The sequence below is a fragment of the Dehalogenimonas formicexedens genome (genome assembly GCF_001953175.1).
GTDB lineage: Bacteria > Chloroflexota > Dehalococcoidia > Dehalococcoidales > Dehalococcoidaceae > Dehalogenimonas > Dehalogenimonas formicexedens.
In genome coordinates this window covers 484,651-511,219 of sequence record NZ_CP018258.1, presented here as the reverse complement: position 1 = coordinate 511,219, position 26,569 = coordinate 484,651, and the positions used below count along the sequence as shown (strand labels likewise).

31 protein-coding genes, 1 pseudogene and 1 riboswitch are annotated in these 26,569 nt (G+C 54.4%); of the genes and pseudogenes, 16 read left to right on the top strand and 16 right to left on the bottom strand.

The genetic code is table 11. The features are described 5' to 3' along the window. Positions 1-73 precede the first annotated feature (73 nt). Complete coding sequence (locus Dform_RS02760; RefSeq protein WP_076003659.1) at positions 74-1,180, top strand: aminopeptidase; 1,107 nt, start codon at positions 74-76, stop codon at positions 1,178-1,180. A gap of 40 nt (positions 1,181-1,220) precedes the next feature. Here Dform_RS02760 and Dform_RS02755 read toward each other — a convergent pair whose 3' ends face one another. The 6 genes from Dform_RS02755 to Dform_RS02730 form a co-directional block, all read right to left on the bottom strand. Next, positions 1,221-1,790, bottom strand: a complete 570-nt coding sequence (locus Dform_RS02755) for a DNA-3-methyladenine glycosylase I (RefSeq protein ID WP_076003658.1) — start codon at positions 1,788-1,790, stop codon at positions 1,221-1,223. Then, positions 1,790-2,623: an AAC(3) family N-acetyltransferase gene (locus Dform_RS02750; RefSeq protein WP_076003657.1), complete on the bottom strand. Its 834-nt coding sequence runs from the start codon at positions 2,621-2,623 to the stop codon at positions 1,790-1,792. The genes Dform_RS02755 and Dform_RS02750 overlap by 1 nt, the downstream gene beginning before the upstream one ends. Before the next feature lies 1 nt (position 2,624). Next, entirely contained in the window at positions 2,625-2,999 is a 375-nt protein-coding gene (locus Dform_RS02745) for a metallopeptidase family protein (RefSeq protein WP_076003656.1), read from the bottom strand. Positions 3,000-3,001: 2 nt separating this feature from the next. Beyond that, complete coding sequence (locus Dform_RS02740; RefSeq protein ID WP_076003655.1) at positions 3,002-3,220, bottom strand: hypothetical protein; 219 nt, start codon at positions 3,218-3,220, stop codon at positions 3,002-3,004. 67 nt (positions 3,221-3,287) lie between these two features. Beyond that, positions 3,288-3,605, bottom strand: coding sequence for a TfoX/Sxy family protein (locus Dform_RS02735; RefSeq protein WP_076003654.1), 318 nt, complete (start codon positions 3,603-3,605; stop codon positions 3,288-3,290). A 4-nt stretch (positions 3,606-3,609) separates the two neighbouring features. Then, positions 3,610-4,575 (bottom strand): TerC family protein, encoded by a 966-nt coding sequence (locus Dform_RS02730; RefSeq protein ID WP_076003653.1) that lies wholly within the window; start codon positions 4,573-4,575, stop codon positions 3,610-3,612. Between the two features lie 129 nt (positions 4,576-4,704). Between Dform_RS02730 and Dform_RS02725 the strand changes: the two genes are divergently transcribed. Continuing rightward, on the top strand, positions 4,705-5,034 hold the full coding sequence (locus tag Dform_RS02725; RefSeq protein ID WP_076003652.1) for a cupin domain-containing protein: 330 nt from the start codon (positions 4,705-4,707) through the stop codon (positions 5,032-5,034). Here the strand turns inward: Dform_RS02725 and Dform_RS02720 are convergent. Together Dform_RS02720 and Dform_RS02715 are read right to left on the bottom strand one after the other, a co-directional pair. Beyond that, a complete protein-coding gene (locus Dform_RS02720; RefSeq protein WP_076003651.1) occupies positions 5,003-6,427 on the bottom strand; it encodes a HAMP domain-containing sensor histidine kinase in 1,425 nt (474 codons plus the stop codon). The genes Dform_RS02725 and Dform_RS02720 overlap by 32 nt on opposite strands. Beyond that, positions 6,424-7,107 (bottom strand): response regulator transcription factor, encoded by a 684-nt coding sequence (locus tag Dform_RS02715; protein ID WP_076005039.1) that lies wholly within the window; start codon positions 7,105-7,107, stop codon positions 6,424-6,426. The genes Dform_RS02720 and Dform_RS02715 overlap by 4 nt, the downstream gene beginning before the upstream one ends. Before the next feature lie 282 nt (positions 7,108-7,389). On the opposite strand from Dform_RS02715, the gene Dform_RS02710 reads away from it, so the two are divergent. From Dform_RS02710 to Dform_RS02700, 4 genes and pseudogenes are all read left to right on the top strand, one after another. Further along, the gene (locus Dform_RS02710) at positions 7,390-7,596 is read left to right on the top strand and encodes a hypothetical protein (RefSeq protein ID WP_076003650.1); all 207 of its coding nucleotides are present in this window, start codon (positions 7,390-7,392) and stop codon (positions 7,594-7,596) included. Positions 7,597-7,819: 223 nt separating this feature from the next. Beyond that, positions 7,820-7,948 (top strand): annotated as a pseudogene (locus Dform_RS11725) (glutaredoxin family protein); the annotation flags it as partial. Beyond that, positions 7,922-8,296, top strand: coding sequence for a PDZ domain-containing protein (locus tag Dform_RS11525; protein WP_335583016.1), 375 nt, complete (start codon positions 7,922-7,924; stop codon positions 8,294-8,296). The pseudogene Dform_RS11725 and the gene Dform_RS11525, both read left to right, overlap by 27 nt. A 23-nt stretch (positions 8,297-8,319) precedes the next feature. Further along, on the top strand, positions 8,320-8,901 hold the full coding sequence (locus Dform_RS02700; RefSeq protein ID WP_076003648.1) for a GNAT family N-acetyltransferase: 582 nt from the start codon (positions 8,320-8,322) through the stop codon (positions 8,899-8,901). On the opposite strand, the gene Dform_RS02695 is transcribed toward Dform_RS02700, so the two are convergent. From Dform_RS02695 to Dform_RS02680, 4 genes are all read right to left on the bottom strand, one after another. Next, on the bottom strand, positions 8,885-9,226 hold the full coding sequence (locus Dform_RS02695; protein WP_225973718.1) for a nitrous oxide-stimulated promoter family protein: 342 nt from the start codon (positions 9,224-9,226) through the stop codon (positions 8,885-8,887). The genes Dform_RS02700 and Dform_RS02695 overlap by 17 nt on opposite strands. 119 nt (positions 9,227-9,345) lie before the next feature. Then, entirely contained in the window at positions 9,346-9,579 is a 234-nt protein-coding gene (locus tag Dform_RS02690; protein ID WP_076003647.1) for a YtxH domain-containing protein, read from the bottom strand. Positions 9,580-9,623: 44 nt separating this feature from the next. Continuing rightward, positions 9,624-9,878, bottom strand: a complete 255-nt coding sequence (locus Dform_RS02685) for a YtxH domain-containing protein (protein WP_076003646.1) — start codon at positions 9,876-9,878, stop codon at positions 9,624-9,626. 32 nt (positions 9,879-9,910) lie between these two features. Next, positions 9,911-10,147 carry a YtxH domain-containing protein gene (locus tag Dform_RS02680; RefSeq protein ID WP_076003645.1) on the bottom strand — a complete coding sequence of 79 codons (237 nt, stop codon included), beginning with the start codon at positions 10,145-10,147 and terminating at the stop codon, positions 9,911-9,913. Between the two features lie 329 nt (positions 10,148-10,476). On the opposite strand from Dform_RS02680, the gene Dform_RS02675 reads away from it, so the two are divergent. The 8 genes from Dform_RS02675 to dnaN all read left to right on the top strand — a co-directional run bounded on the left by Dform_RS02675 (position 10,477) and on the right by dnaN (position 21,056). Continuing rightward, positions 10,477-11,610 carry a baeRF3 domain-containing protein gene (locus Dform_RS02675; RefSeq protein ID WP_076003644.1) on the top strand — a complete coding sequence of 378 codons (1,134 nt, stop codon included), beginning with the start codon at positions 10,477-10,479 and terminating at the stop codon, positions 11,608-11,610. Between the two features lie 44 nt (positions 11,611-11,654). Then, positions 11,655-11,762, top strand: a riboswitch (TPP riboswitch). A 45-nt stretch (positions 11,763-11,807) separates the two neighbouring features. Then, complete coding sequence (locus tag Dform_RS02670; RefSeq protein WP_083635472.1) at positions 11,808-12,869, top strand: AIR synthase family protein; 1,062 nt, start codon at positions 11,808-11,810, stop codon at positions 12,867-12,869. A gap of 15 nt (positions 12,870-12,884) precedes the next feature. After that, entirely contained in the window at positions 12,885-13,550 is a 666-nt protein-coding gene (gene thiE / locus Dform_RS02665) for a thiamine phosphate synthase (protein WP_076003643.1), read from the top strand. A gap of 272 nt (positions 13,551-13,822) precedes the next feature. After that, entirely contained in the window at positions 13,823-16,381 is a 2,559-nt protein-coding gene (gene mutS / locus Dform_RS02655) for a DNA mismatch repair protein MutS (RefSeq protein WP_076003641.1), read from the top strand. A gap of 42 nt (positions 16,382-16,423) precedes the next feature. After that, positions 16,424-17,863 carry a pyruvate kinase gene (pyk, locus tag Dform_RS02650; RefSeq protein ID WP_076003640.1) on the top strand — a complete coding sequence of 480 codons (1,440 nt, stop codon included), beginning with the start codon at positions 16,424-16,426 and terminating at the stop codon, positions 17,861-17,863. Between the two features lie 14 nt (positions 17,864-17,877). Further along, positions 17,878-18,567, top strand: coding sequence for an ABC transporter ATP-binding protein (locus Dform_RS02645; protein WP_076003639.1), 690 nt, complete (start codon positions 17,878-17,880; stop codon positions 18,565-18,567). Then, entirely contained in the window at positions 18,557-19,831 is a 1,275-nt protein-coding gene (locus Dform_RS02640; RefSeq protein ID WP_145925519.1) for an ABC transporter permease, read from the top strand. Before Dform_RS02645 ends, Dform_RS02640 begins: the two co-directional genes overlap by 11 nt. A gap of 94 nt (positions 19,832-19,925) precedes the next feature. Beyond that, positions 19,926-21,056 (top strand): DNA polymerase III subunit beta, encoded by a 1,131-nt coding sequence (gene dnaN, locus Dform_RS02635; RefSeq protein WP_076003637.1) that lies wholly within the window; start codon positions 19,926-19,928, stop codon positions 21,054-21,056. Here dnaN and Dform_RS02630 read toward each other — a convergent pair. The 4 genes from Dform_RS02630 to Dform_RS11780 form a co-directional block, all read right to left on the bottom strand. Continuing rightward, a complete protein-coding gene (locus tag Dform_RS02630; protein ID WP_076003636.1) occupies positions 20,968-22,572 on the bottom strand; it encodes a recombinase family protein in 1,605 nt (534 codons plus the stop codon). The genes dnaN and Dform_RS02630 overlap by 89 nt on opposite strands. 933 nt (positions 22,573-23,505) lie before the next feature. Continuing rightward, the gene (locus tag Dform_RS02625) at positions 23,506-24,591 is read right to left on the bottom strand and encodes a DnaB-like helicase N-terminal domain-containing protein (protein WP_076003635.1); all 1,086 of its coding nucleotides are present in this window, start codon (positions 24,589-24,591) and stop codon (positions 23,506-23,508) included. A 98-nt stretch (positions 24,592-24,689) separates the two neighbouring features. Continuing rightward, positions 24,690-24,908 carry a hypothetical protein gene (locus tag Dform_RS11190; protein ID WP_158513455.1) on the bottom strand — a complete coding sequence of 73 codons (219 nt, stop codon included), beginning with the start codon at positions 24,906-24,908 and terminating at the stop codon, positions 24,690-24,692. Further along, complete coding sequence (locus tag Dform_RS11780) at positions 24,853-25,059, bottom strand: AbrB/MazE/SpoVT family DNA-binding domain-containing protein (RefSeq protein ID WP_425481068.1); 207 nt, start codon at positions 25,057-25,059, stop codon at positions 24,853-24,855. The genes Dform_RS11190 and Dform_RS11780 overlap by 56 nt, the downstream gene beginning before the upstream one ends. 60 nt (positions 25,060-25,119) lie before the next feature. Here Dform_RS11780 and Dform_RS02620 point away from each other — a divergent pair, with 60 nt between their 5' ends. Together Dform_RS02620 and Dform_RS02610 are read left to right on the top strand one after the other, a co-directional pair. Continuing rightward, positions 25,120-25,845, top strand: a complete 726-nt coding sequence (locus Dform_RS02620; RefSeq protein ID WP_076003634.1) for a helix-turn-helix domain-containing protein — start codon at positions 25,120-25,122, stop codon at positions 25,843-25,845. Positions 25,846-26,116: 271 nt separating this feature from the next. Then, positions 26,117-26,485 (top strand): pepsin/retropepsin-like aspartic protease family protein, encoded by a 369-nt coding sequence (locus Dform_RS02610; protein ID WP_076003632.1) that lies wholly within the window; start codon positions 26,117-26,119, stop codon positions 26,483-26,485. Positions 26,486-26,569 lie beyond the last annotated feature (84 nt).

Sequence of the window (26,569 nt, the reverse complement as noted above, 5' to 3'; positions counted from 1 at the left end):
GCTGAACGAGCACTGCTTGCCCCATTTTCACTCGAGGACTACAATAGTCCGATAGAATTAAAAGGAGAAAATAATGGCGGATCCCCGTATCCAGAAACTGGCTGAACTCGTTGTCAATTATTCCACCAAGATCAAACCGGGCAATAAGGTCGTAATTAACGCGCCTTCAGCCGCCCAGCCCCTGACCCGGGCGATTTACCTCGAGGTCGTGAAAGCCGGAGGCTTTCCCCTCGTCCTGCCCCGGGGCGATTTTGAAGACATCCTGTACCGCTTCGGTACCGATGAGCAGATTCAATATGTCCATCAGCCCCAGCGTTACATCGCCGAAGAATACGATGCCAGGTTTGCCATCCTTGCCGACGATAACACCAAGAAACTATCGAACGTCGCACCGGAAAAAATGGTTCTGTTCGACCGCGGCAGGTCCGGCCTCATGAAAACGATGATGAAGCGTTCCGGGGCCGGCGAATTCAACTGGGTGGTGGTGCCGTTCCCGACGGCGGCTATGGCCCAGGATGCCGAGATGAGCCTGGAAGAATACGAGGACTTCGTTTTCGGCGCCTGCATGCCTGACGCGGACGATCCGATAGGCTATTGGCTAAAACAGAGCGACCGTCTTCAAAAGGTAGTGGATTGGTTGAAAGGGCGGCGGGAGGTGCATGTCACCGCCCCCGGCACCGACCTCAAGTTATCGATCAAAGGCCGCAAGTTCGTAAAATGCGACGGTCAGTACAATATGCCTGACGGCGAGGTCTTTACCGGACCTGTCGAGGATTCTGCCAACGGGCACGTTTATTTTTCCTATCCCGCCATCGAAAGCGGCCGTGAGGTCACCGGCGTCAGGCTGTGGTTTGAAAACGGCAAGGTGGTGAAGGCCACCGCGGAGAAAAATGAGGAATTTCTGTTGAAGACTCTCGATACCGACGAGGGCGCCAGGCGGCTGGGCGAATTTGCCATCGGCACAAATGAAGGCATCACTAAATTCACCGGCGAAATCCTCTTCGACGAGAAGATCGGCGGCAGCTTCCATATGGCCCTGGGTGCCGGTTACCCTGAGACCGGTTCGGTCAACGAATCCGCCATCCACTGGGACATGGTCTGCGATCTGCGCCAGGGCGGCGAAATCCGGGTCGACGGGGATCTGTTGTACAAGGACGGTAAGTTCGTTATCGATTTCTAGTCAAAAAGAACCCCCCGGACACCATCCGGGGGGTTCTTTTCTAAACTTGACTCGCCGCTCTATACCGGGGGCAATCCACCAGGTGGTCGTTTACGATGCCCACCGCTTGAAGGTGGGAATATACGATCGTCGATCCCACAAACTTGAAGCCCCTTTTCTTCAGATCCTGGCTGATCCTATCGGACAGTTCGGTCGTGGCTGGAATTTCGGATAAGGACCTTCGATCGGGAGCAATTGGTTTTCCTTCGACAAATCCCCAGATGTAGTTATCGAATGAGCCAAATTCTTTCTGTACCTCGAGGAATCTTTTGGCATTGTTGATCGCGGCTTCGATCTTGAGCCTGTTTCTAACTATGCCTTTATCGTTGAGCAGTTCGTTTACCTTCTGCTGATCGAACTTCGCCACTTTCGACGGATCGAACCCGGCAAAAGCTTTCCTGAAAGCCTCCCGCTTCCTGAGGATAGTCATCCAAGACAGTCCGGCCTGGAACGCTTCGAGGATCATGAACTCGAAGTGTTTCCGGTCGTCATGGTTGGGCACACCCCACTCCTCGTCGTGATATTTGGCCAGGAGTTCATCGCCCGTTTCCGCCCAGCCGCAACGTTCCATCAGTCTTTACCCCGCTTATCTCTATTAGCCGTCATCCACTCCGTAGCGTAATCCACCAATACCCTGACAGGCATCAGCCGGGCTGTGGCCAAACCAACCTGGCCGATCCTCACGGTTCCGGCACAAGCCTTCTCGAAATCAGCGCCGATAAGCTTAAAATCTTCCGAATCGTCCCCGAAGTCTTCGAGGACTTTCCAAACTCTCTTGCCATTCTCAACTACAGGCGCCCCACCGGTTTCGATCCGCTTTCCGGGATATTTCGCCCGATATTCCGCCAGGTGAAGCGAGGTGTTGTTGCCATAACCGCAGCCTAAAAGCAAAACATAGCCGCCCAGAGCGTATAATTTACCCAGCGGGCTATGATCGCCAAGCGCGTACTCCAATGAATGGTCGCTGGTAATCTCTGATGCCAAGGGGCCTCTTGCGGCAAAAGACACCTGCGGATGATCGCTCCGGAAGATGCCCCTTTGCTTTCTGAAAGTCTCGGCGATAACACCCATGCCCCGTGTCGGCGTCAGATCGGGATCGAAAGCCGGCATCTGGTCGCGGATGATTTGCCACCAGGTTTCAGGCACTGGTGGGTGCTGCCAAAAAGCGGGATCGGATAATTCCCCGGAATGAGCCGGCATCACCAGCGTGCCAGTCTCTCCGAGAACTGCTTCAAGCGCCCTGATAACAGCCACCGCCCCGCCGCAGACCCACCCCAGCGCCGACAAGGATGAATGGACCAGCAGCGTCATTCCCGCTGCCACTCCCAGCGCTTTCAGATCGCGATCGAGGCTTTCGATCGTAGCCGGGACTGGCGTTTCCCGGATGACATCTTCTTCGGACACCTCAGTATCTCTTCGACCAGCGTTGCTCGATTTCATCCAGTTGAGCGTCGGTCATGCCGAAATGGTGGGCTATCTCATGGCGTACGGTTTTTTCGACCTGGTCGATTATTTCCTCTTCGGTTTTGCAGATAGCTTCGATAGGCTTTTGGAAGATAGTGATTTTATCCGGCAATACCAGACCGTAATGGGTATCCCGTTCGGTCAGCGGGACGCCTTCGTATAAACCCAGCAGTTCATTGCGCTTGGAGCCGTGTCTTTGCCGGAGCGATGGATAGTCTTCCACGGCGATCTCGATGTTTTCCAGGAGATCCAGGAACTCATCCGGCAGATTATCCAGGGCGCGTGATACCAACCCGGAAAAGGTCTTTGCGTCCATGGCTAGTTATTTTTGTAGTTCTCGCCCAGCATAGTGCGGATCTCGATAATTTTGCGCTCAAGTTCCGCAATGCGTTTTTCTATATGTTGGCGTTTGTGAATCGCCTCGGTGGTGAAAACTTTACCGATGAGCTGTTTCTGAGCGATCAGCTTTTTTCGCTCCGCAAGGAATTCTGCCTCTTGTTTTCTGTACATTATCTTGTAGTCTTCAAGATCAGACATGACTTTCCTCGCTTCGGGACGGATTATACACCAACAAGGGAACCGGGATACGATGTTTTTCGGCCCATTATTTTTTCTTTTTGGGCGGCGCATGAGCGATAGCAACAGATTTCTGCGCCCACCTGGACAAGTCCTCGGAATTTTCGAAAACGTCGTCCGGAACCCTGAAATAAGGCATCGGCTTATACTGGCTGCTGCCGCGTGAGAGGTAATCTTCCCGGTTCGAATCGTCGGCTTTCAGGTACAACACATCATTGGAAATCAAGCCGAACATCTCTTCGTCATGGAACACGCCGAACCCGCCGAACATGCTCCTGCCGGTCACCGGACCCAAGGAGGTTAGTTTCTCCAGGACATGCTCAAGGAAAGCCTTTATCGCGGGCATGGCCTTACCCTTCCTTTTCTACATCAGTGGGGCAAGTTCCCGGGGTGGGGCTGACTTCAATCTCGGCAGGCCGCCGGAGGGAGGCGATGACCGCCGCCCCGAGGATCCCAGCGATAATCAGGAGAGAAGCGACAGTTGGCACTTCGAAAACGCTGGAAAGAATCATCTTGACGCCCAGGAAGACGAGTATCGCCGAAAGCCCATAATGAAGATAATGCAACTTCTTGGCAAAGCCGGAAAGGGCAAAATAGATGGACCGGAGACCCATGATGGCGAACATATTCGATGTGTAGACGATGAACGGGTCCTGGGTGATCGCCAGCACCGCAGGAATGGAATCCACGGCAAAGATGACATCCGTAAGGTTCACTACCATAAAAACCATGAACAACGGCGTCGCCAGGCGCCGCCCGTTTTCAATGGTGAAGAATTTGCTGCCGTGGTAGTTGGCGGTCATCGGCAGGAACCGCCTTACCAGTTTGAGCACCGGATTACCTTCGGGGTGGGGGTTTTCCTCTGATTGCATCCCCATCCTGATACCGGTGAAGATCAGGAAAGCGCCGAAGACGTAGATGATCCACTCGAGGGCTTGAAACAGGGCTATGCCGCCCAGGATGAAAGCCGCCCTGAGGACGATGGCGGTCAGGATGCCCCAAAAAAGGACGCGGTGCTGGTGGGCGCTGGGGACGCAGAAATAGGTGAACAGCATCAGGAAAACGAACAGATTGTCGACCGATAACGACTCTTCGACAACATAGCCGCTGAAAAAGTTTATGGCATGTGTCGAGCCCTCGAACAGCCACACGCCCAAACCGAAAATCACCGCCAGTCCGACCCACACCCCGGTCCAGACAAGAGATTCTTTCATGCCTATGGCGTGGGGTTTGCGGTGGAAGACCAGCAGGTCCAGCAGCAGCATGGCGACCAGGAATATGTTGAATACGACCCAGGGCAAAACACTCTCGACCATGCGTTTCCTTCCAGGCTGGATAGATAACTATACCTTGTTTTCCGGCAGAGTATAACCGAGCCCCTGTGCCATGTAAAACCCGGGGATTCAATATGATAAACTGAAAATCAAAGGACTACGGAGGAATTTATGGCGGAAAAGGAATCGTTGGTCGGGCGGTCCCTGGAGTTGGCAAAACTGATCGGCTATCAGGACGGAGCGGTCGTCAGCCGGACCGTGGCAGAAAGACCGGCCGGGACTATCACTGTTTTCGCCTTTGATGCCGGGCATGGCCTATCGGAGCATTCGGCGTCGTTTGATGCCTTTGTCTATGCCATCGACGGTGAAGCCGAGATAAGCATTTCGGGACAGAAGAACCGGGTGATCGAAGGTCAGATGATCATCATGCCGGCGAACGAGCCACACTCCGTTCGAGCGGTGACCCCGTTCAAGATGCTCCTGGTGATGATTCGGGCGTGACATCCAGAGCGGTAACTTCGATCGCTGGCAGGGTGATGAAGAAGGTCGAGCCAGAGCCGGGTTTGCTCTCTGCTCTGACCTCACCGCCGTGGGCCTCTACCATTTGCTTCACGATGGCCAGCCCTAATCCGGCGCCGTTACCCTCGGTTCGCGCCCTCGAATCCTCGATGCGGTAAAACCGGTCGAAGATGTGCTCGAGCTTATCCGGCTCAATGCCCTCACCGGTATCGGCCACTGAAGCTGTAACGGCGGGTCTGCCGTTAAGAACGGTTTCGGAAAGGCTGACCTTGACCTGACCACCCTCGAGCGTGTGCCGTATGGCATTCGAAAGCAGATTGGCTAGAACTTGTTCCATCCTTACCCAATCAGCCGAAACCGCGGGGAGCCCATCCCTACCTTCGAACTTGAGTTCAATCCCTTTAACTTCAGCCATAGGGCGAAATTGATCCAGTTTCCACTGGATCAGGTCAGCCCAATCTATCGTCGATTTTTCCAGCTTGAGCTTACCGGCTTCAGCCAGCGAAAGATCGCGGAGATCGCTGATCAGGCGTGTGAGCACCACTGTTTCGCTTTTTACCGTCTTCAATTGTCGCTCGTCCCTGGGCAACACCCCGTCGATCATGGCATCGATGGTGCCGTTGATGATGGTCAGCGGAGTCCGCAGTTCATGAGCGACATCGGCCAGCAACCTTTTTCGGGCTTGTTCGCTTTTTTCAAGCGACCCGGCCATTATATTGAACGATTCGGCCAGTTCCCCCGTTTCATCCCCGGATTTAACTTTTACCCTGTACCCCAGGTTGCCCGCGGCGATTGCGTTGGCGCCGGCGCTCAACGCCCTGAGCGGCCGGATAAAATTGTAGGTCAGAGCCGCCGCCAGCGCCACGGCGATTATCACGCCGATACCGCCGGAAAGCCACAACCAGCGGTTAGTTTGACTTAGAAAATTCTGCTCCGCGTCGAGCACTCCGCCCGCCTGTCCCAGGTAGAAAAACTGTCCCACCAGCTGGCCGTTGCCGCCAGGTTGTCCCGGGTTGGGAAAGCTCGGCGAGATTTCCACTTCATGGCCGCCGGTCAACTCGGCTTGGGTTACCGTCTGACCGATAGCCAGTCCCGCCGAATCACCAACAATTACGTTGTTGACATCGGCCACGATCAGGCGGTCGCCTTCAAAAGCCAGCATCTGCGGCAGGACATCCGCCAGACCCGACCAGCCGCCGCGGATATATACCAATCCTAAGATTCGAGCGACGGTGTCCTCGAAGGCCGGATTAGCCTGGATATAGGTGTGGAATTCCCGGTGGGTATTCTCATTGGTCAGGTACGCCATTATCGAAACGGCGATCAGAGCAACCAGGACCAGAGCGCCGCCGATTTTCCATACCAGGCTTTTCACCCGGGCAGCTCCAATTTGTAACCGCCGCCGTAAATCGTATGAATATAAGACGGTTTGTCCACATCGGGTTCAATCTTGCGTCTCAGGTTTTTTATATGGCTGTCGATCGTCCGTTCATATCCTTCGTAGGCATCCCCCTGCAGCCGGTCAAGGAGTTCGGCGCGGGAAAAAACCTTTCCGGGGTGTGCGGCTAGCAGTTTTAACATCTCGAACTCGGTCGTGGTCAGTTCGATCACACGGTCCCTGATGGTGACCTGCCGGCGCTCTGCGTCCACCGTGATCTCCCCGCAGCGGACCAGTGGGACTGAGGGTTTTAACCCGCTACGCCGTAGTATCGCCTTCACCCTTGCCACCAATTCCCGTCCTTCGAAGGGTTTGGTCAGGTAATCGTCCGCGCCGAGTTCCAGTCCGACGATCTTGTCAGTCAGCTCGTCCCGGGCGGTAAGCATGATGATCGGTACTTCCGATTCTTTCCTGATGATCCGGCATACGTCGTTACCTGAAAGCTTCGGCAGCATCAGGTCAAGTACGATGAGATCCGGCTTTTCCTGGCGGAAAGCCTTGATTGCTGACTCTCCGTCGTAAGCGGGAATAACCCGGAAGCCCTCACGCTCCAGGTAAGCGCAAACGATTTCGACGATTTTTTGCTCGTCATCTACTACCAGGATTTTTTTCGTCACATCCATAATATATCCCCGTTCCTTTGGCAGGCGCAATCCGGGATCCACCTCTACAATCGCCGCGGGCGGCCAGCGGGATCATGGCTCAAGTAGTTGAAAAAGGGATCTCTCGCCTTTTGCGTGTCCATCATACCAATCGAATATGGAGAGAATGTGAATACAATCTGTTGATAATAAGCAACGGCCATTCACATTGCGGCGCGCGTGACCTTGGTCACTTACACCGGCTTTTAAGAAGTATACAATGGCGGTGTTTCGGATCGATTCAACAAGGAGGATCCCGTGTATAAGATCAAGAGTTGTCCCCGCTGTCACGTCGGCGATCTCTACGGCGACAGCGACGAATACGGCGCCTATGAGCAATGTTTTCAGTGCGGTTGGGTGAACTATCCCGGCCGGCATCTGAGCCAGGCGGAGGCCATCGCCGAAAAAGAACCGGTCGTCATACCCGGCAAGATCGATCGCCGGCGCCGCGTCCTGTCCAAATAGCCCGAATTCAATCGAAGCTTCAAGCCCCCTCTACCAGGGGGCTTTGCTTTGCCTGGGATTCCATCGAGTATTGCGCGTCTCCGATAGCCCCGGCTCGATATTTCCCGGATAAACTTAAATGATGGAATTTTGAGAGGTACTGAATCTCGCGTTATACTTTAATCGAGGTGAACAAACTATGAAAGTGACCGTTTACACCACCCAGACCTGACCGCACTGTCACACCGTGAAAGGGTTCCTTTCACAGCGCGGTGTCCCATTTGAAGAGGTTGACGTCTCCCGTGATGCCGCAGCCGCCCAGGAATTGGCGCGGCGGACCGGCAGAATGGCCGTCCCGGTAACTGACATCGACGGCAATCTCGTGGTTGGTTTCGATCCCCAGCAGCTCGAATACTATCTGTCTCAGGCAAAGAGCGCACAGGCGCCATCATTCGGCGCCTCGGTGGCCGATGCTGCCAAATACAGCGCCGCTCACGGACCCGGGGTTCTTTCAGGGGCATATGTCGGCGCAGTAAAGCCCGGGATGCCGGCAGCGCAGGCGGGTCTCAAACCGGGCGATGTCATTACCCGGATCGACTCTACGACAGTGAACAACGCCTCGGACCTCGGTCTGGCTTTGTCCCGCCTGGAAAAGGGCGCCCGGATCCGTATTAGTTTCATCAGGGAAGGACAGCCGCGCCAGGCCGAAGGATTGTTATAACTTGATCTGTTTAAGGGTGCCGTTTGGCCACTGAGGTAGTGATCCGGACAGAAAGGCTCCGGCTCACCAGATTGAGCCAGGTCGATGCGATGGCCCTGTTCTCCTACCGGTCTCTCCCGGAAGTTTACGCCTGGCAGTCATTCCGTCCTTCCAGTGTCGCCGATGCCGAAACCTTCATCTCGAAAACCGCCCAAAAACCTGATCAACCGGGTACCTGGTACCAGCTTGGCATTTTCCGCAACGGCGACCCCGCCCTTATTGGCGATATTGGTATCCATTTCGGCGAAGCCAGCAGCCAGGTTGCGCTGGGCTACACGCTTGATCCGGCGTTTCAAGGCAAGGGATACGTTTTTGAGGCAGTCTCGGCGGTTATAACTTATCTTTTCCGTGACCTCGGCAAGACCCGGATCACCATTGATGTCCACCCGGGAAATTCACGCTCCCGCAAATTAGCCGCCAGGCTGGGTATGGTCCAGACCGGAAGTCGCGAAGCGCCTATCGAGGATACCGGGAGCGATGATGAAAGCGTTTTTTACGCCCTGGATGTCGAGAATTGGCCGTTTTCCAATACGCCTAAGCCATCGACGTCTAACTTCGGGAAATAGGCTTTTTGCGGCGCTTATGCAGTAAGTGGTTAATGGCTAATAGCGGGTGCCTTGAAATCATCCTCGGTCCGGCGAACCGCATCGCGTCCCGGATCCTCCGGCGCATCTCCGGCTTGTAACAGTGCACCTCGCATACTGAGCACACCGTTTTGCCTTCGCCAAAAGGGCATCTGTCAAGCCTTTCCATGGCGTACTCGGTCAATTCACGGCACCCGTCGCACAAGCCCCCGGGCCCATGGTTTTCACGGCAGTACATACTGATCATCGTGCGCACCGTCCCGGCTTCGTTCCGTAAACGGGGACGTCCCTTGAAATCGGCTTTCAACGATCACCTCGCTCCAGACATCTTACCGCAAATCCGGTTCGGGTAGGAACAAAAGAAGCCGGACCGAGTTATGTCAACCCGGTCCGGCTTCGATGTCATTTCGCGGGGAATAAACCGGTCTAGGAGATGGATTCCATGATTTTCTTGCGATATTTATCAGTCTTGTTGCCCACCAGGTCGCTGAATTTTTCAGCCCGCTCTTTTACGGCGTCGGAAAAGTCCTCAGCCCGGTCAATTATTTCTTTGCGGGTCTTTTTTCCTGATTGTGGAGCATAGAGCATCCCCACCCCGGCTCCGATCGCCGCCCCGGCGATGATCCCGATCGCTAAACCCTTGGCCAAACCTTTTTCCATTTACTCCTCCTTTTATTCCTTATAACGGATCAGGACTCTGCAGGTTACCCGTATTTCGCCATCATATCCCGGCGGTAGTCGTCTGCGCCTTCTTTGACCGCCTTACAAAAAGCTTCATCGCGCTCTTTGATGTCGGCAACAAAGCTATCAGCCTGGGCTTTCAGATCTTCTACCCGCTTCCGGACATCCTTCCTCGTTTCGCGGCCGGACTGGGGCGCCAGCAATAATGCCGCGCCGGCACCGATCGCTGCCCCGGCAAGCACGCCGGCAGCGATTCCCTTAACCGTTTTTGTCTCCATATCTCAATCTCCCTCTATTATTGGCGGCTTTTTCAGGTTTGTGCTTCGCCGTGGCCGTCTCCCCCTATGGGATGTGCCACCCCTGCCACCTTGTCCCTGATAGAATGGCTCAGGGATTCGGCCCGGACTTTCATGTCATCCGCCCGCTTGCGGAGCATTTCTCTTGTTTCAACCCCGCTCCTGGGCGCGTATAATAACCCCAGGCTGATCCCGATCGCCGCGCCCGCCAGTAACCCTGCCATTAGACCCCTGTTAGTGTTTTCTTCCATTCCGGACCTCCCCTGTCACTTATCCCCCGGGCCGCTCCGTTGGCGTCATTTTGTTATCACCATAATAAAGCTCCATAAATGATGTTGAAATCCGTAAAACTACTCAATTTTTCATACCGGAGTACCTAACTCACGGAAATTGTTGAATTTGGGGAACCGTCGTTGAATAAGTACCCGGCGGACGGATAATAAGTATGATTACGTATAGCAGATGGGAGCCTGACAAACGATAATATATGCCGTCGGGTCGTTAGCGACGTTCTGTTTGACTCCGCGACACGATGATTTTGGATCAAATTGTTGATAAGGAAGAAGGAGGAACGTTCCCTATGGATCTGTTAAGAAAAGCTGATCTGTTGACCCTGCTTCAGAAACCGGAAGGCCCGGTGGTCTCCATTTACATGCCGACCCATCGGGTTGCCGATATGGAAGGTGATCCGCTGCTCCTGCGTCACTTATTGGACGACGCCGAAACAAAATTGACTCAATTGGGATTGAAAACCGCTGAATCCCGTAACCTGCTTTCGCCCGCCAGGGAGTTGCTCCGCGATGCGTTATTCTGGCAGCACCAGGAAGAAGGACTCGCCCTTTTCATTTCCCGGGATTCGTTTTCCCATTTCAACCTGCCCTTCGAGGTCGCCGAGACCGTGGTGGCGTCCGGCGAGTATTTCATCAAACCCCTTTTGCCACTGGTAATTAACGACGGTGTCTATTACCTGCTGGCGCTGAGTTCGAACCGGGTGGTCTTTTTCAGGTGCCTCGCGGCTAACTGTCGGGAAATCATACCGGTCGGGATGCCTCGCAGCCTTGAAGAAGCAATGCGGTTAGACGAACCTGAAAAACAACTACAGCAGCACACCCTGGGGGGCGGTCCGACCATGTTTCACGGACAGGGGACCCCAAAGGATATAGAGCAGGAACGCCATTTGAGATTTTTACAGCAGGTCAGCCGCAGTCTCGAAACAGTTTTAGCCGGTGAAAAAGCGCCCATGGTGGTCGCTGGAGTCGAAAGTCTTCGTTCGATGTTTCGTGCTGTTTCCAGTTACGGAAACATCCTCGCCGAGGGAATAGAGGGTAATCCGGATAAGGTGAATCCTGATACCCTTCAAAAGAGCGCCTGGAAGGTCGTCCGCCCCTATTTTATGCAGGAACAATCCAGGAGGCTTGCCCAGTACGTCGAAGCCACCGGTCAGGGGCCTTCGATCAATGACCTGGTCCAGGTTGTACCGGCGGCTGTCGATGGGCGTGTCTATTCGTTGTTTATCGCTGAGGGCCTGGAACGCTGGGGGACCTTCGACGAAGCCGGACACTGTGTCAATCTGACGCAGGTTCCCGGTGACGGCGCTTATGACCTGGTAGAGTTCCTGGTAAAGCGAACATTGGCTACCGGCGGAAATGTCTATTCTCTCAAACCGGAAGAAGTTCCCGGCGACACCGGCATTGCCGCAGTACTCCGCTATTAGATTTTTCTCCTGTTTGTGGTATTATTGCCCCAACAACTTAATATAATTTTTACTGGGGGAGCCGAAAGGCTGAGAGTCCCTGATCTTGATCGGGACGACCCTTGGAACCTGGTCTCGGTAATGCGAGCGTAGGGAAGTAGACAGATTCCGGAAGCGCATTGCCTTCCGGAATTTTTTTAAGCGAGGAGTTTTCAAAAATGCCCGATATGGAAATGCCTGAAATCGGTAAGATTTCCCCGGAAATCTTCAGGGAGATCATCTTCCCCCGCCTTGGCGCCAAAAGTGATAAGGTCCTGGTCGGTCCGCAGCATGGCGTCGATGTCGGCATCGCCGAAATAGGCGGCCAGGCAGTGTCTTTCACCACGGATCCGGTGTTCATCGTTCCCCAATACGGTTTTGAACGGGCCGCCTGGTTCGCCATCCACATCATCGCCTCTGATTCGGTCACTTCCGGTCTCAAACCGAAATTTCTCTCGATCGACCTTAATCTGCCCATGGACATGACCAAAGAGCAGTTGTCCGCTATGTGGTCGGTCATGCATCGCGAGTGCGAGAACATGGGTATAAACGTGATCACCGGGCATACCGCCCGGTATGAGGGCTGCAGTTATCCAATGGTTGGCGGCGCGACCATGATCGGGATTGGCGGGTTGGATGAGTATGTGTCGCCGCGTTTCGCCAGGGAAGGCGACAAGATCATCATCACCAAGGGTCCCGCCATCGAAGCCTGCGGCATCTTCGCCGCGGTGTTTCCCGGTCTGATCACAAAAAAATTCGGTGATGACTTTGCGAGCCGCGCCGGAGGTCTTTTCTATCAGATGTCGGTGGTCGATGATGCGCTGGCTGCCGTTTCGATTGGTGTTAGAGATAACGGTGTCAGTTCTATGCACGATGCCACCGAGTGCGGCATCTGGGGCGGACTGTTCGAGGTCGCCCAGGCAGCCGGGCTGGGCGTGCGGATCATCAAAGATGACATCGTCGTCGCCGACGGCGTGCCTGAAATTTGCCGCCTGTTCGGTATCGACGACCCGTACGCCGCCATATCCGAAGGCACTCTGATCGTCACCTGCCGCCCTCACAGGGCTTGCGATGTTATTCAGGCTTTAAGCGCCAAAAATATCCCGTCGTCGATCGTCGGGGAATTGACCGCCCCGGAAAAAGGCATGGTTCTCGTCGATCAGGGACGGGAGTCCGCCCTGTTACATCCCGTCGTCGATCCCTTCTGGAAGGCTTTTTCAAAAGCCATGCAAGGAGAATAGGCGGGAAAACATTCGATGAGACCAACCCTGCCCCAAACCGATATTTATGCTGTTCTCTCGGATGCCTGCTCGCAAGGCCGGGGCAACGTTGAGACCGCCCGGCAGTTACTAGAGGCCGGGATCAAGATCATCCAGTACCGGGAGAAGGATTTCCCGATGCGGCGCAAATACCAGGAGTGCCTTGCCCTAAGACAGCTGTGCCGGGAATACAGGGCTTGCTTCATCGTGAACGACGATGCCGGACTGGCCGTAGCCTGCGATGCCGATGGGCTTCACCTCGGTCAGGACGATCTCCCCCCCGAAGCCGCCCGCCGGGTCATCGGCCAAGACATGATTATCGGTCTGTCAGTCACTACACCCCAAGAAATCGATAAAGCGTTGATAATCCCCGAGGTCGATTATCTGGGCGTCGGACCGGTCTTTCCGACATCCACCAAGCTCAATGCCGCCGATCCTGGCGGTATTGAGCTTGTCGAATATGCCCTTAAACGCATCGGACTTCCTGTTGTTGCCATCGGCGGCATCACCAGGGAGAATATAGGATCGTTGGCAGACCTTGGATGCAAATGTTTTGCCGTGATCTCAGACCTTGTCGGCGCGCCCCGGATTGCTCAGCGCGTACTGGAAATTAGAACTTCCTGTCATAAATATATTCCTTCAAAAACGACACGAAACGCTTGACAACTCAGCAGTACGCGCGTGCTATAATACTTTCGTAGTTTTGTCTTTCTGAGCCCTCGATGAATCGGGGCGAAGAATCTCAATGCCAAATGTTGCATGGAGAAATTCCCTTCTGCGCGAATCGTTGCAATAGGCTGCCTCGCAGATTTTCCAAATCTCAACGTAAAAAGCGATTTGTTTCCTTTGATTTATCAAAAAACGCAATTTCAAATCGGGATGCAGCCCCCCAAGCCTGATGACACCGCCGCAAGGCATCGGGTACAATTACCGTCGTGGCTGAAAACCTTACCCCCCTCCGCTCCCAGTACCTGCGCATCAAGCAGCGTTATCCTGATGTCATCGTTTTTTTTCGCCTCGGCGACTTCTACGAGACTTTCGACACCGATGCCGAAGTCACCGCCCGTGAACTGGAGATAGTCCTCACCGCGCGGGAGATGGGCAAAGGCATGAAGGTGCCCATGGCCGGCATCCCCTACCACGCCGTCGACAACTACCTCGCCCGCCTCATCAACCGCGGCCATAAAGTCGCCATCTGTGAGCAGACCACCCGTCCCGGCGACACCAAGGGACTAATGGAGCGAGAGGTGGTACGGCTGGTCACTCCCGGCACGGTCGTCGAACCCGGACTCCTCGACCTCAAAACCAATAACTACCTTGCGGCCGTATTTCCGGGTGATGGCCAATTCGGACTGGCTTACGTCGATATTTCAACCGGGCAATTCGCCGCCACCCAGATGCCCGCGGACCGGATTCAAAGCGAAATCGAACGGCTCGCCCCCGCCGAGATCATCGTTCCCAGGGGATCGGGTTTCACATCTTCATATCCTGCGCCGGTCTCCGAACTAGATGCTTACAAGTTTGAAGTCGGTGCCGCCGCAGATTTGCTCAAAGATCATTTTGGCGTCGCCACGCTTGAAGGTTATGGTATTGGGCGCTGGCCGCCGGCAATTTCAGCCGCCGGAGCCGTCGTTGCTTATTTGAAAGACACCAACAAGGATGCCTCTTCCGGATTGAGCCATCTTTCGGCTTACTCTGTAGCCGACTATATGGCGCTCGACGAAAATACCGTGAACAACCTGGAGATCTTCAAGAATGCCACCACCGGCGCCGTTGCAGGATCGCTGCTCGGGGTGCTTGACGCCACCAGAACGCCGATGGGCGCCAGGTTACTCCGCCGCTGGCTCGGCCAGCCCCTGCTGGACTCGAAACAAATCGTCCAGCGGCACCAGATCGTCGAAGCGATTCTGAGCAATAACGCCGCCCGGGAAGAAATCTCCCGGTGGTTGAAGCCGGTTGCCGACATAGAGCGGCTGGCTAACCGGATTCGCAACTTTGCCGCCTTGCCCAGGGAATTGATAGCCTTGAAACGCAGCCTGGAAGCCGTCCCTGAATTGGCTCGGGCGCTCCATGGGCATGCGCTCGAAGGTTTGAAATGCGAACTGAGGGAAAACCCCGAGATCATCGCCCTGATCGAGAAATCGATCGAACCCGAACCGGCCTCAGCCCCCGGCGAGGGAGGCGTCATCCGGGAGGGTTTTTCCGCCGATCTTGACCGGATCAAAGGCCTGACGACCAACACCAAAAGTTATATCGCTAAGCTCGAGACGGAGGAAAGAGCCGCCACCGGCATCAAGAACCTGAAAGTCGGCTACAACCAGGTTTTCGGCTACTATCTCGAAGTGTCCCAGGCAAACCTGGCACAGGTACCTGATCGCTTCATCCGCAAACAAACGCTGGCCAACGCCGAGCGGTACGTCACCCCGGAACTGAAGGAATATGAGGCGCAGATCCTGAGTTCCAAGGAGCGCCTCGCTGAAATTGAGACCAGCCTTTACCGTCAGGTTCTCGGCCAGATCGGGCAATCGGCTGAGGCCATCCTCGCCCTTGCCGATGCCGTGGCGCGGCTGGACGTATTCGCGGCATTTGCCGCATCGGCGGCCGCCAATTCATACGTCAAACCGGAGGTCAAAGACATCGGACCTCTGGTTATCGCCGCCGGCCGTCATCCGGTGGTCGAATTATGCGTCGGTCCGGGCAATTTTATAAGCAATGATCTGGCGCTCGACAGTTCGGATAGCCAGCTGATCATTCTCACCGGGCCTAACATGGCGGGCAAGTCGACCTACCTGAAGCAAACCGCGATCATCGTGCTCATGGCTCAGGTTGGCTCGTTCGTACCGGCCGCCAGGGCTGAGATCGGTATTTGCGACCGGATCTTCACCCGTATCGGCGCCCGGGAGGACCTGGCCTCAGGGCAGTCCACCTTCATGGTCGAAATGGTTGAAACGGCAGCGATCCTGTCGAGCGCAACGAGCCGGAGCCTTTTGATCCTCGACGAGATCGGGCGCGGCACCTCGACCTATGACGGACTGGCGATCGCGCGTGCCGTGGTCGAGTACATCCATGACCGTATCGGCGCCAGGACATTGTTCGCCACCCATTATCATGAACTTGTTGAATTGGCTGAAAAATTGCCGCGCGTCCGCAATTTCAATGTGGCTGTCGCCGAAGATAGAGGCAATGTCGTTTTTCTTCACCGGATTCAAACCGGCGGCGTCGATCGGAGCTACGGGATTCACGTGGCTAAGCTTGCCGGCCTTCCGAAGTCGATCATCAACAGGGCTAACCGGATCCTGCTCGAACTGGAAACGGCTGGAATAACCTCGCCGCCCGGAAAGGTTACCAGGATCGAAGAAACGCCCCAGCTCTCTTTTCTTGGCCGCCCCCCGAAAGTCGTCGATGAGATCAAAAAACTTGATCCTGACACCCTGACTCCTCGGGAAGCCCTCGACCGGCTCTATGAAATCAAGCGCCTGGCGGATCAGAGTTGATCCCTTTGAGCGTCGTCGCCTCTCGTGTGATAATAACCTGATATGTCAAACAGAAAAAAGGCTCCCTTCAGAAGAACAAAAATCGTCGCTACCATCGGCCCCGCCACGGGCACGCCGGAGGTCATCGCCGACCTGATCAAGGCTGGCATGAACATAGCCCGGTTGAATCTGTCCCATGGTACGCTCGATGACCACGCCGAGTATATCGCCAGAGTGCGTTCCGAGAGTGACAGAGCGGGCATACCGGTCGCCATCCTGATCGACATCCCGGGACCAAAATACCGTTCCGGCCCTCTCTCCAACCCGGTCGTGCAATTAAGGAAAGGCGAACCGATCACCCTGACCACCAAACAAGTTGTTGGAAATAGCTCCTTGGTCTCCGTGAACCTGCCGACCTTCCCCGATGACGTGAAACCCGGCGACATCATCCTTGTTGACGATGGTTCTCTCCAATTGAAGTGCGATACGGTCAAGGACACCGATGTCGGTTGCACCGTACTCGTTGGCGGACCGCTGACCGCGGGCCGCGGCATCGCCGTGCCCGGCAAGACATCGAGCATGCCCTTTATGACCGGCCAGCTTCAGGCTTATATCGAATTTGCCGTCAGCCAAAAACCGGATTTCATCGCCTTGTCGTTCGTCAGCAGAGCCGAAGACTTGATTCAGGTACGCGATCTTATCAAAAAGAAAAACGCCGACCTCCCGCTCGTTGCCAAGATCGAGCGGGGCACCGCCGTCAAAGTCTTCGATGCCATCCTGGCTGAATCCGATGCCGTCATGGTCGCCCGAGGCGACCTGGGGGTCGACATCCCGCTCGAGCGGCTTCCGCTCGTCCAAAAAGAGATCATTCACAAATCCAACCGCGCCGGCAAACCGGTGATAACAGCAACTCAGATGCTGGAATCGATGATCAATTCGCCCCGCCCCACCCGGGCGGAGGTCAGCGATGTCTCCAACGCCATCTTCGACGGCACCGACGCGGTCATGCTTTCGGCGGAGACCTCCATCGGCAAATACCCGGTCCAGGCGGTATCGATGATGGCGGCGGTAGCCGTCGAGACTGAAAAAGACTTACCTTATGACCAATGGATCGCTGAACGGGATTCCTGGCTTTCGAACCAGACCGAGGAACTCATCTCATACAATGCCTGCCTGACCGCCAGACGGCTGGAATCCGCCGCCATCGTCGCCTTCACCTCTTCAGGCTCTACCGCCGGCCGTGTTTCCAAGTACCGCCCCAGCACCCCGATCCTGGCCATATCCCCCAACATCGATACTTGCCGGCGGCTTATCCTCAACTGGGGGGTTCAGGCACAGCAGATTTCCACCCCGGAAACGGTTGACGATCTGTTTTCGACCGCGGTCGATATCTGCAAGAAGATCAACCTGGCTGAAACCGGGCAAAACATCATCGTCACCGGCGGCATTCCGCTCGGCAAAGCCGGGACCACCAACCTGCTCAAGGTCCAGGAGATCGATTAGACGTTTCTTATAGTATGACTGCTTTTATTGAGGTTCGAGACCTGAAAAAAGACTACCACCTCGGGGATGAATTCGTTCATGCCCTGGCGGGTGTCAGCATCGACATTCCGAAGGGTGAATTCGCCGCTTTCGTCGGGCCGTCGGGTTCAGGCAAAAGCACCCTCCTCCACCTGATAGGCGGCCTGGACACGCCGTCGGCGGGCAGCATCACCGTGGACGGGCATGATCTGAGCCGGGCCACCGATAAAGAACTTGCCGCCTACCGTAATCGAAACATCGGTTTCGTCTTCCAGGCCTTTCATCTCCATCCGACATACACCGCCCTGGAGAACGTGGCTATCCCTCTCCTGTTCGCCGGAACCGAGAAGAATGAAAGATTGTCCCGTGCCCGGAAAGCCCTGGACGCCGTGGGCATGAGCCACCGGGCGGACCACCGCCCGAACCAGCTTTCCGGCGGGGAGCGCCAGCGGGTTTCCATCGCCAGGGCGTTGGTTACCAACCCCAGCATCATTGTCGCCGACGAGCCGACCGGCAACCTTGATTCGGTCAACGGCGTCCGTATCATGGAACTCCTGGGAAATTTGAACCGGGAACAGGGCATCACCCTGATTGTAGCCACCCACGACGGCGAATTGGCAAAACGCGCCCGGAGGATCGTCACCCTCCGGGACGGCTTGATTATCGGAGACACCCGTGCGGTTTAGTGAAATCTTGTCGATGGCGTTTTCCAACCTCTGGCGGCGAAAGCTCCGGACAGTGCTGACCATTGCCGCGGTGGTTATCGGCGCCACTCTTATTGCCCTGATGGCCTCCCTCGGCGACGGCCTTAAGGGCTTTATCGTCGGCCAGTTCGGCCAAACCTTCCCCGAGGACGCAGTCATCGTTTCCTCCGGCCGGGACATTAATGTTTTCCGGGGTAACGGCGGGCCTCAGGAGATCACCAGTGTCAATACGGTGGTTCAGCCTTTCACCGCGGAGGACATCTCCAAAATAAAGTCGATCCCCGGCGTCGAACGGGTCGATTACCTGGTGAGCGTCCAGGCCCGTTACGTTCAGCCTGAAGACAGCGCCAGGATGTATACCGTCGACGTCAGCGGCGCCCCGGCCTATGAAGCCGCCATCCGGCCGCTGTTTCTCGGTTCGACGATATCGGACGGCGATACCGGGAAATGCCTCATCTCCTATGACTACCTCACGGCTTTTGGATGGAGTGTGGATCAATCGGTCATCGGCAGAAAGGTCATCGTGTCCGTCGGCAAACAACTGGCCTACAACACCGACACCCGGGATTTCACCTTCACCATCCAGGGCGTCATCGACAAAAAGGTTTCATCGGCGCAACTGCTGATAACCCAAACCGATGCCATTGAAATGGCGCGGTACTACCAGGACAACCCCCTGCGCTACTCGGAGCAGCAGCCCGGATTCACCGTCCAGGTCAAGGCTGAGAACGCCTCCCGGGTAGGCACGATAGCCGCGGCGGTGAAGTCGCTGGGCTTCAATGCCCTGACCGCCGATGACATCCTGGCCGAAATCAACCGGGTGTTCAGCGTCATTCAGGTCGGGCTGTCGGCGTTCGGGATTATCGCCCTGGTCGTCGCCGCCATCGGTATCATCAATACACTGCTCATGGCGATCCATGAACGCACCCGGGAGATCGGCGTGATGAAAGCCGTCGGCGCCACCCGCTCCAATATCCGCGCCCTGTTTACCACCGAAGGAGCCGCCCTGGGTTTCCTCGGCGGTGGCATCGGGGTTATTTTGGCCCTGGTTCTGGGACAACTTTTGAACGTCATCGGCGCCCAAACCTTTTTATCGAACTTTCCCGGGTTCAAACTATCGGTTTTCAGCTTTTGGCTCGTGCCGGGAGTCATCGCCCTCACCACCGCAATTTCCTTGCTGGCCGGCCTGTATCCCGCCAGTCGCGCCGCCCGGCTCGACCCTGTCGAAGCCCTGCGGTACGAATGATATTTCCCTGTAAAATCATCAAAAAAATGATTGCCTAGCAGCTATCGGCGTTATATAATCTGACACTACCTAGTTAGAACCGGAGGACCCCAAAATGCGTTTATCCTGCTTACAAGAGAACCTTTCCAAGGGCTTGGCGATAGTCGGACGCGCCGCGGCGTCTCGCTCGACCCTGCCGATTACCAATAACGTTCTCCTTTCCACCGATGAAGGAAGGTTGAAACTGTCGGCCACCAACCTGGAAATGGCCGTGTCCTGCTGGATCGGCGCCAAGGTAGAGGAAGAGGGCGCCACCACCGTTCCCGCCAAGCTCCTTACCGACTTCGTCGCCACCCTGCCCAATGACAAGATCGAGATCGCCCTTTCCGCCAAAAAGATAATGACCCTCAAGTGCCGCCGCTTTGAGGCGCGCATGACCGGCGTTGACGCCAAGGATTTCCCGCCGATCCCCAAGGTTGAGGGCGGGGTCTCGGTCAAAATTGATGTCAACGAGTTTAAAAAAGGCATCGCCCGCGTCGTTTTTGCCGCCGCCACTGATGAGAGCCGGCCGGTTTTAACGGGTATCAATGCCGAGTTTGACGGCGGAGTCCTGACCCTTGCCGCCGCCGATGGCTTCAGGCTGGCCGTTTACAAGATGGCCCTGGCTGAACCGGCCTCGCAGAAAGTCAAGGCGATCATCCCCTCCAAGACCCTGTCCGAGGTTTCACGGCTTATAACCGACGGCGAAGAAACCATCGGCATCACCGTTGATTCGCAGAAGAGCCAGATCCTTTTCCGACTCAAGAACATCGAGTTGGTGTCTCAACTGCTCCAGGGATCTTTCCCGCAGTACAACCAGATAATTCCCCAGTCCCACACCACCCGATCCGTTATCGAAGTCGCGCAGTTCCTGATGGCTGCCAAGACCGCCCAGATTTTCGCCCGTGATGGCGGCGGCATAGTTCGCCTGATCATGACACCGGGTGGAGGCAAGGCGCCCGGCCGGTTGTCGATCACCGCCCGTAGCGAAGAGATCGGCGATGACCAGGCGGAACTGGACGCGGCGGTTTCGGGTGAAGAATCAAAGATAGCCTTCAATGGCAAATACCTGCTGGACGTCCTGAGCGTACTCTCGGAAGACCAGGTCGCCCTCGAGGTCACCGGACCCTCATCCCCCGGTGTACTGAGGCCGGTTGGAACTGACAACTACGTCCATGTTGTGATGCCGATGTTCGTGCAATGGTGAGGGAAGACGTAGGCAATTTGCCGCGTAGTTCAACCCGATCCGGGTAAACCCAAACCTCGGTCTTTATGGCCTCGAGCGCCAAGCGTTTTTGATCAAAGGTTAAGCGTGCTAGATTGGCTGACACCAACTGGCACGCTTCTGTTATTCTGGCTTGAGAATCCAGCAGGCTCATAATCTGCAAACGCTGTTTTCTTATTTCCTCTAGGTGTCGCTGCGCTGCATCTTGACGCGTTTTTAAGGTTCTCGTTTCCTGAAGGATAAACATCTCGTTGACCTCTCCCAAGGCATATAGCCTCACCAAACGCTTCTCTTGTTCCGCTAAAGACGCTGATTCTTTTTTGAGCTTGCTCTCGGTCTCATCCAAGTGCGGAAGGGATTGGTTGTGGCTCCTACGCATCTCCGACAGTATCAGATCGGGGTTTTGTAGAATGTCGCCCACGGTTTGCCATATCCTCGCTTCAAGTTCTGGAGCCTTGACGTAACCTTGTGAACACGTGTGCCCGTAACGTTCCCAATTGTTGCGGCAGTAATAATAGGCGTATTTCTGTTTAAGAACTGATCCAGTAAGTCTGTGACCGCAAACCCCGCAATGGATATACCCTGATAGGAGATTTTTTCGGGGCTCCGAAAATACCCGTCGCTTCGTACCTCCAAGTGCAGCCTGAGCAGCCTGAAACTTGTCATCCGTGATAATGGCGGGTGTAACACCTGGCATTTCGATCCACTGACTCCGGGGCGTCTCTCTAACGTGGGATTTACCATCTTTATCAACAACGCGCTGCGTGCGGCCATAAAAAGATTGTCCAGCATAAACAGAATTAGTCACTATGCGCCTGATAGTTAATGGATGCCACCGACCCCCGGAAAAGGCCTGAATGCCGTCGCCATTCAGCTTCTTAGCCATCCCGTGAATTGAATATCCCTGTGTTGTCCAATCAAATAGCTGCCTAACCGTCGAGGCTTGCGCCTCGTTGATCCTCCGGGTTTTAGTTATGACGTCGTAGTCGTAGCCAAAAATGCCCTTCCCTGTTCCTTGCGGCATTCTGCCTTCCGAGGCGCGTGCTTTTTTGCCGCGTACCGTGCGCTCGATGATTTTCCGTCGTTCTTCACCCGCTCGCCATGAGTCGAGATACATCATCACACCGGAAAACGGGCCTTCGCGGGACGATATGGAAGCGTCTACCCATTCAACTTTAACCCCTTGATCTTGGAAACGCTGTAGTACCTCGAAAACCCGCCATTCGTCACCCGGCTGATCTGGTCGGTAAAGCCGGTCGAGGGTAAAAAAAATGATACCGGTTATCGAGCGGCTTCGCGCCAATTCTAGGGCTTTTTTCAGGCCTGGACGGTGTAAGTCCTTGCCCGAATGGTCTTCCGTGATGATGTAGCCTTCAGGCACGTTCCAGCCTAGTTCTTGAGCCTTCAACATCGCCTTTTGCACTTGAGTTCCAAGTGACGTTCCGCCAGTGGCTTGATCTTCGGTGCTTACCCTGGCGTAGATCGCTCCCGTGTTCATTTTGTGCCCCCTTACGTTGAAAATCCCATATCGAAGGGTATCACACGCTCAAAGTTGACCTCCAGCATTTACAATAGGGCATATTGTAAAGGTTCAAACGCTAGTTAGGGTTTGATATTTCATAGCTGTTTGCCTCCGATGATGATTCCCGCAGAAGTTTTACTCGTTTGGAAAATTACTCGGCGACAATCCCATGAAACGGAGAGATACCGCTTGGGATAGCTCCAAACCGGCTTCAAGAGCAATCCACCCTTGGGAATGATGGAGCGGTTGAGGAAGTGGGTTTTGTCATCGAGTAGTGTATATGGCAGGCTCGAGATTGGTAGGCATAGAATCCGGCAGGGAATGGCTGGAAATGGCGCATTCGCCACCAGGAGGGCTCTCGCCTACTATCTATTGAAGGGGGGCGTTTTGTTCCCGAACCATTTTCCGCATACAGTAGAGGTTTGACCTGAAGTTTCCACCCAGCCAACAGCCGCCCATAGGATGCCAGTGTAAGCCGGTAGGCAATGCGGTCGGTCAGCCATCCTTGGGCCTTGGCCGCCTCATCCAACTCCTGAACCATGATGATCAAGCCAATGTAAAAGGCGCACCAGTCGCCAAGACTCCGCTGTTGCTGGAAAACTATCATTTCAAATCGCCCTTTAATATATATAGGAATTTTTGCCCTCGCATAGCGAGCATCGCGCGCGCGCGACTTCCAGATAGGTGGTAATTTTATTAAGTTGATAACCTTTAACACCTGTCGCTAATGTCGCACTCAAAGCAACAAAAGCAACATGCGACATTAGCGACGGTAGACTAGGTTTAAGCGACATTAGCGACATACATTTTCAAAAGAGGTGTGTATTTTTTTATTTTGTATATATATAAAAGGCCGATTTATTGGTCGCAGGGCTTGAGGCCACATGGTGACGTTAAGGAATGTTACTGTCATATCATAAACTCATCAGTTGTTGGCGGCGGAACGGTTGGGTTGTTGTCGGTTTCGGTGAAAAGGTCGGGCACTTCTTCAGATGGCGGCATTGCCCCTTGCTCAAAGAAACTTTCAGGCAGGCCGTGGAGCCGCATGGCCTTGCTGGAGACGCGAGTATTGAGGTCTTGATAGCCGTATGACTCAAGAACCTGTACGAGCCTACTGGCAGAGATCGCGCGTTTGAGCTTGTTGGAAAGATGGGCCAGAAGCTGTGATTGGACGAAGTAGCGGTATCCATTACGAACGATATACCCATGAGCAAGGTCTTTCTTCGCCGTGGCAACCTGGGCGCGCTCAAACCATTCACGCACCCAAAAGACAATGAAATCATCTTCTGAGGTCTGCGACGGTGCCGGGATGATCTTGCATGTGGTAACCAAGCGATTGATAAGCGACTTGAAGTCTTTTGGCAAAATTGGATTAAGGTTCAGCACGTTGCGTATTTTGCGGCCAAAATCAGACTCCCGATCAAGCTCACGGGCCGTAAAGGAGACATCGGTCTTGTATCGGCCGTCCAAAGTTTCCACATGGAACCGGTAAGTCGGGTCGGCGGTGTCGATTTTGATCGGGTTGCTGAAGATGACCGAGCGGTGGCCCTTGACTAATCCGAGTCCAAGAAGCTCGGCTGAACACTCGCTGACGGCCTTCATCACTTCCTCGCCGGTTCCCATGGTCAGCACGGCGTTTGACCACTTGGCAAACAGGCTCAAGGTGACACGCCGGAGGCAGAGTTCCCGTACCAGTTTGGACGCTTCAACGGGGTCGGTGCCATTGGCATTTTTGAGAACGCCGTCGATGACCCATTGCTCCACTTTCCCGGCTACTGCCCTGGAGACGGTATCCGGGGTCACGGAGTTATTGCTGACATATAGTTCGAGTTGTGTCTCGTATAAACGTCTTAGGTCATCGTCATAGAAGTCGCCGGGCGTCAGCTCAAGTTCACGTAACCATTCAGGCTCAGTGAATATGGCGGCGATAATGGCGGCTTCGGCCTTCTCGTCATGCGTAGGCGCATGGTCGGAAAGAGGTTTGCGTGGAGCCATATTCCTGTCCTACTTCCTTAAGCCCGACAGTTACCCTCAACGTTTTCACTGTTGGGCTTAATACTAATCCACTTCTATTGTTGCTTTTCACGCCTTGTTCATGGTGCTCCACCATGGTCGTCCTTGTTCTCTTCCATACCATCATTTGGATTTGTTAATTCAAAGGGCTCTTTCGCTAGCTGTTTTTGTAATAACAACCGCCAAAGTTTCGACCAAGCCTGTTCTTGGCTTGAACAAGCTGTAGACTCCTCGATTAGGCATTTAATCGGCGGAATCACCTTGGCTACCCCGGTTATTGCCACTTCGACCATCTGCAATTAAAGGCTCGATGGTGATCACACCGTTAGTCACGACCCTTACCTTATCCCCGGCTCGAATATGGTGATACCGCAACCAATCTTTTGGGAGACAGATTATAAGACTGCCTTGACCTAGATTAATCACGGTTCGCTTTGTTTCACTAGGCATTTCAGATTTGCTCCCGTTAACGATTCCGTTATAGGATAGCAACTAGCCTACAGGGGAAAAATGGACAAATCGGCCAAACTGGGCCAAATCGGCGGTTTGTTTGTGGACGAAAACGTGTTGAGCGAAAGAACCTATGGCGTGCAAGAAGCCTCAATAATACTGGGATTCGACAGGGAAGGTCGGACTGTCAGGCGACACATCAATTCCGGTCTAATTAAAGCCACTAAGATTGGCACACACGGTAAATGGCATATTCTTGAATCCGAAATAATACGGGTCAAGGCTGGCAAACCAAACCAAAAACCTCTTGTAGTTCCTTCTGACCTTGATAACAATTCATCGCAATCTCAGGTTAAGCCCAATGGTGCATATCAAAAAGAGCATATTGCAAGCCTTCAAGAACTCGCTAGAAAAACCTGGGATAGCGCTAACCTTATCGGCGACATCGATGATCCCACGCATTTGGAAGTCAAAGAGAATGCTTACTTTAAGGCGCTTACATATCTGATCTCTGATTCAAGATGGCCAATGCTAGCTGGTCACTTAGGAGCACAAGCCAGGCGGCTTGAATTGACACGGGATAGCCTTTTTCTGCCTTCCCAAGATGGCAAAGGCTCCGCATCTCTCGAAACACGCATGGAGAGAGTGAATATGGCATATCCACTCATCGTTTCTGGAGGCTTAGAGGTTATCGCATTTTATGGTGACGAAAATGCTTGGCCTAAATTCGGTTTGAACTCAAAATGTCAATGGTGCCCTCAACAGACTATCCACCCTTCACCTTAAACCGGTTCAAATCAACCGCCATCAATCCGGCCATTCGGGACACTTTACTGTCCATGGTACACTCCATTCCTAACCATTCCATTTTAATGACGGTCGTGTCCGCATCCGCCTCAATTGCTGTCCGCAACCCGTCGACCATGTGAACAAGTACCAAGGACAGACACACACCAATTTTTACCGATTATCATCGTCTTCCTGCCATTGAGATACTATTGACAGACGGAATGAGCGGTCTTTAACATCGAAGGCAACAGATGAATGGAGGATCGACATGAAATTACCTACAATCAATATCACGGGCTGTGGCAGGAAAGCTTGTTCACAAATTGAGGCGCTTCTCGACTCGGGCTGCAGCTTAACTATGGTGAGCAAAGAGCGCGCCAGCCAAATGGGAGCCATCCTGTTGGATGAATCAACACAGATCGTAGGTGTGACAGGGCATACTTTTCCCGCCGAACTCGGAGTGGTTGCGTTAACCGTCGGCGGCCAGACCAAGCTCACGTTGGTAGGAATAGCAGATAAAAAGAATATGGCGGGGCACGAAGCCATCGTTGGAAGCGACATTATGCGGGACAATTGCTGCGTCATATCATTTTCGGATGATCTTGGTGGGGCTATTGGAGTGTCGTGCAAGTGTTGAACTGATTGGCTCAAATAGTATATTGTTGGATAGACACCTTGACATCCAACGCAGTCGGCCATATAGTTGTTGACTAACTAGCTG

What these genes read in the sequence shown, in the direction of transcription:
- Dform_RS02760 (WP_076003659.1), top strand. Translation starts at nt 74, where the DNA reads ATGGCGGATCCCCGTATCCAGAAACTGGCTGAACTCGTTGTCAATTAT.
- Dform_RS02755 (WP_076003658.1), bottom strand. Translation starts at nt 1,790, where the DNA reads ATGGAACGTTGCGGCTGGGCGGAAACGGGCGATGAACTCCTGGCCAAA.
- Dform_RS02745 (WP_076003656.1), bottom strand. Translation starts at nt 2,999, where the DNA reads ATGGACGCAAAGACCTTTTCCGGGTTGGTATCACGCGCCCTGGATAAT.
- Dform_RS02740 (WP_076003655.1), bottom strand. Translation starts at nt 3,220, where the DNA reads ATGTCTGATCTTGAAGACTACAAGATAATGTACAGAAAACAAGAGGCA.
- Dform_RS02735 (WP_076003654.1), bottom strand. Translation starts at nt 3,605, where the DNA reads ATGCCCGCGATAAAGGCTTTCCTTGAGCATGTCCTGGAGAAACTAACC.
- Dform_RS02730 (WP_076003653.1), bottom strand. Translation starts at nt 4,575, where the DNA reads ATGGTCGAGAGTGTTTTGCCCTGGGTCGTATTCAACATATTCCTGGTC.
- Dform_RS02725 (WP_076003652.1), top strand. Translation starts at nt 4,705, where the DNA reads ATGGCGGAAAAGGAATCGTTGGTCGGGCGGTCCCTGGAGTTGGCAAAA.
- Dform_RS11525 (WP_335583016.1), top strand. Translation starts at nt 7,922, where the DNA reads ATGGCCGTCCCGGTAACTGACATCGACGGCAATCTCGTGGTTGGTTTC.
- Dform_RS02690 (WP_076003647.1), bottom strand. Translation starts at nt 9,579, where the DNA reads ATGGAAAAAGGTTTGGCCAAGGGTTTAGCGATCGGGATCATCGCCGGG.
- Dform_RS02685 (WP_076003646.1), bottom strand. Translation starts at nt 9,878, where the DNA reads ATGGAGACAAAAACGGTTAAGGGAATCGCTGCCGGCGTGCTTGCCGGG.
- Dform_RS02680 (WP_076003645.1), bottom strand. Translation starts at nt 10,147, where the DNA reads ATGGAAGAAAACACTAACAGGGGTCTAATGGCAGGGTTACTGGCGGGC.
- Dform_RS02675 (WP_076003644.1), top strand. Translation starts at nt 10,477, where the DNA reads ATGGATCTGTTAAGAAAAGCTGATCTGTTGACCCTGCTTCAGAAACCG.
- Dform_RS02670 (WP_083635472.1), top strand. Translation starts at nt 11,808, where the DNA reads ATGCCCGATATGGAAATGCCTGAAATCGGTAAGATTTCCCCGGAAATC.
- thiE (WP_076003643.1), top strand. Translation starts at nt 12,885, where the DNA reads ATGAGACCAACCCTGCCCCAAACCGATATTTATGCTGTTCTCTCGGAT.
- pyk (WP_076003640.1), top strand. Translation starts at nt 16,424, where the DNA reads ATGTCAAACAGAAAAAAGGCTCCCTTCAGAAGAACAAAAATCGTCGCT.
- Dform_RS02645 (WP_076003639.1), top strand. Translation starts at nt 17,878, where the DNA reads ATGACTGCTTTTATTGAGGTTCGAGACCTGAAAAAAGACTACCACCTC.
- dnaN (WP_076003637.1), top strand. Translation starts at nt 19,926, where the DNA reads ATGCGTTTATCCTGCTTACAAGAGAACCTTTCCAAGGGCTTGGCGATA.
- Dform_RS02630 (WP_076003636.1), bottom strand. Translation starts at nt 22,572, where the DNA reads ATGAACACGGGAGCGATCTACGCCAGGGTAAGCACCGAAGATCAAGCC.
- Dform_RS02625 (WP_076003635.1), bottom strand. Translation starts at nt 24,591, where the DNA reads ATGGCTCCACGCAAACCTCTTTCCGACCATGCGCCTACGCATGACGAG.
- Dform_RS11780 (WP_425481068.1), bottom strand. Translation starts at nt 25,059, where the DNA reads ATGCCTAGTGAAACAAAGCGAACCGTGATTAATCTAGGTCAAGGCAGT.
- Dform_RS02620 (WP_076003634.1), top strand. Translation starts at nt 25,120, where the DNA reads ATGGACAAATCGGCCAAACTGGGCCAAATCGGCGGTTTGTTTGTGGAC.
- Dform_RS02610 (WP_076003632.1), top strand. Translation starts at nt 26,117, where the DNA reads ATGAAATTACCTACAATCAATATCACGGGCTGTGGCAGGAAAGCTTGT.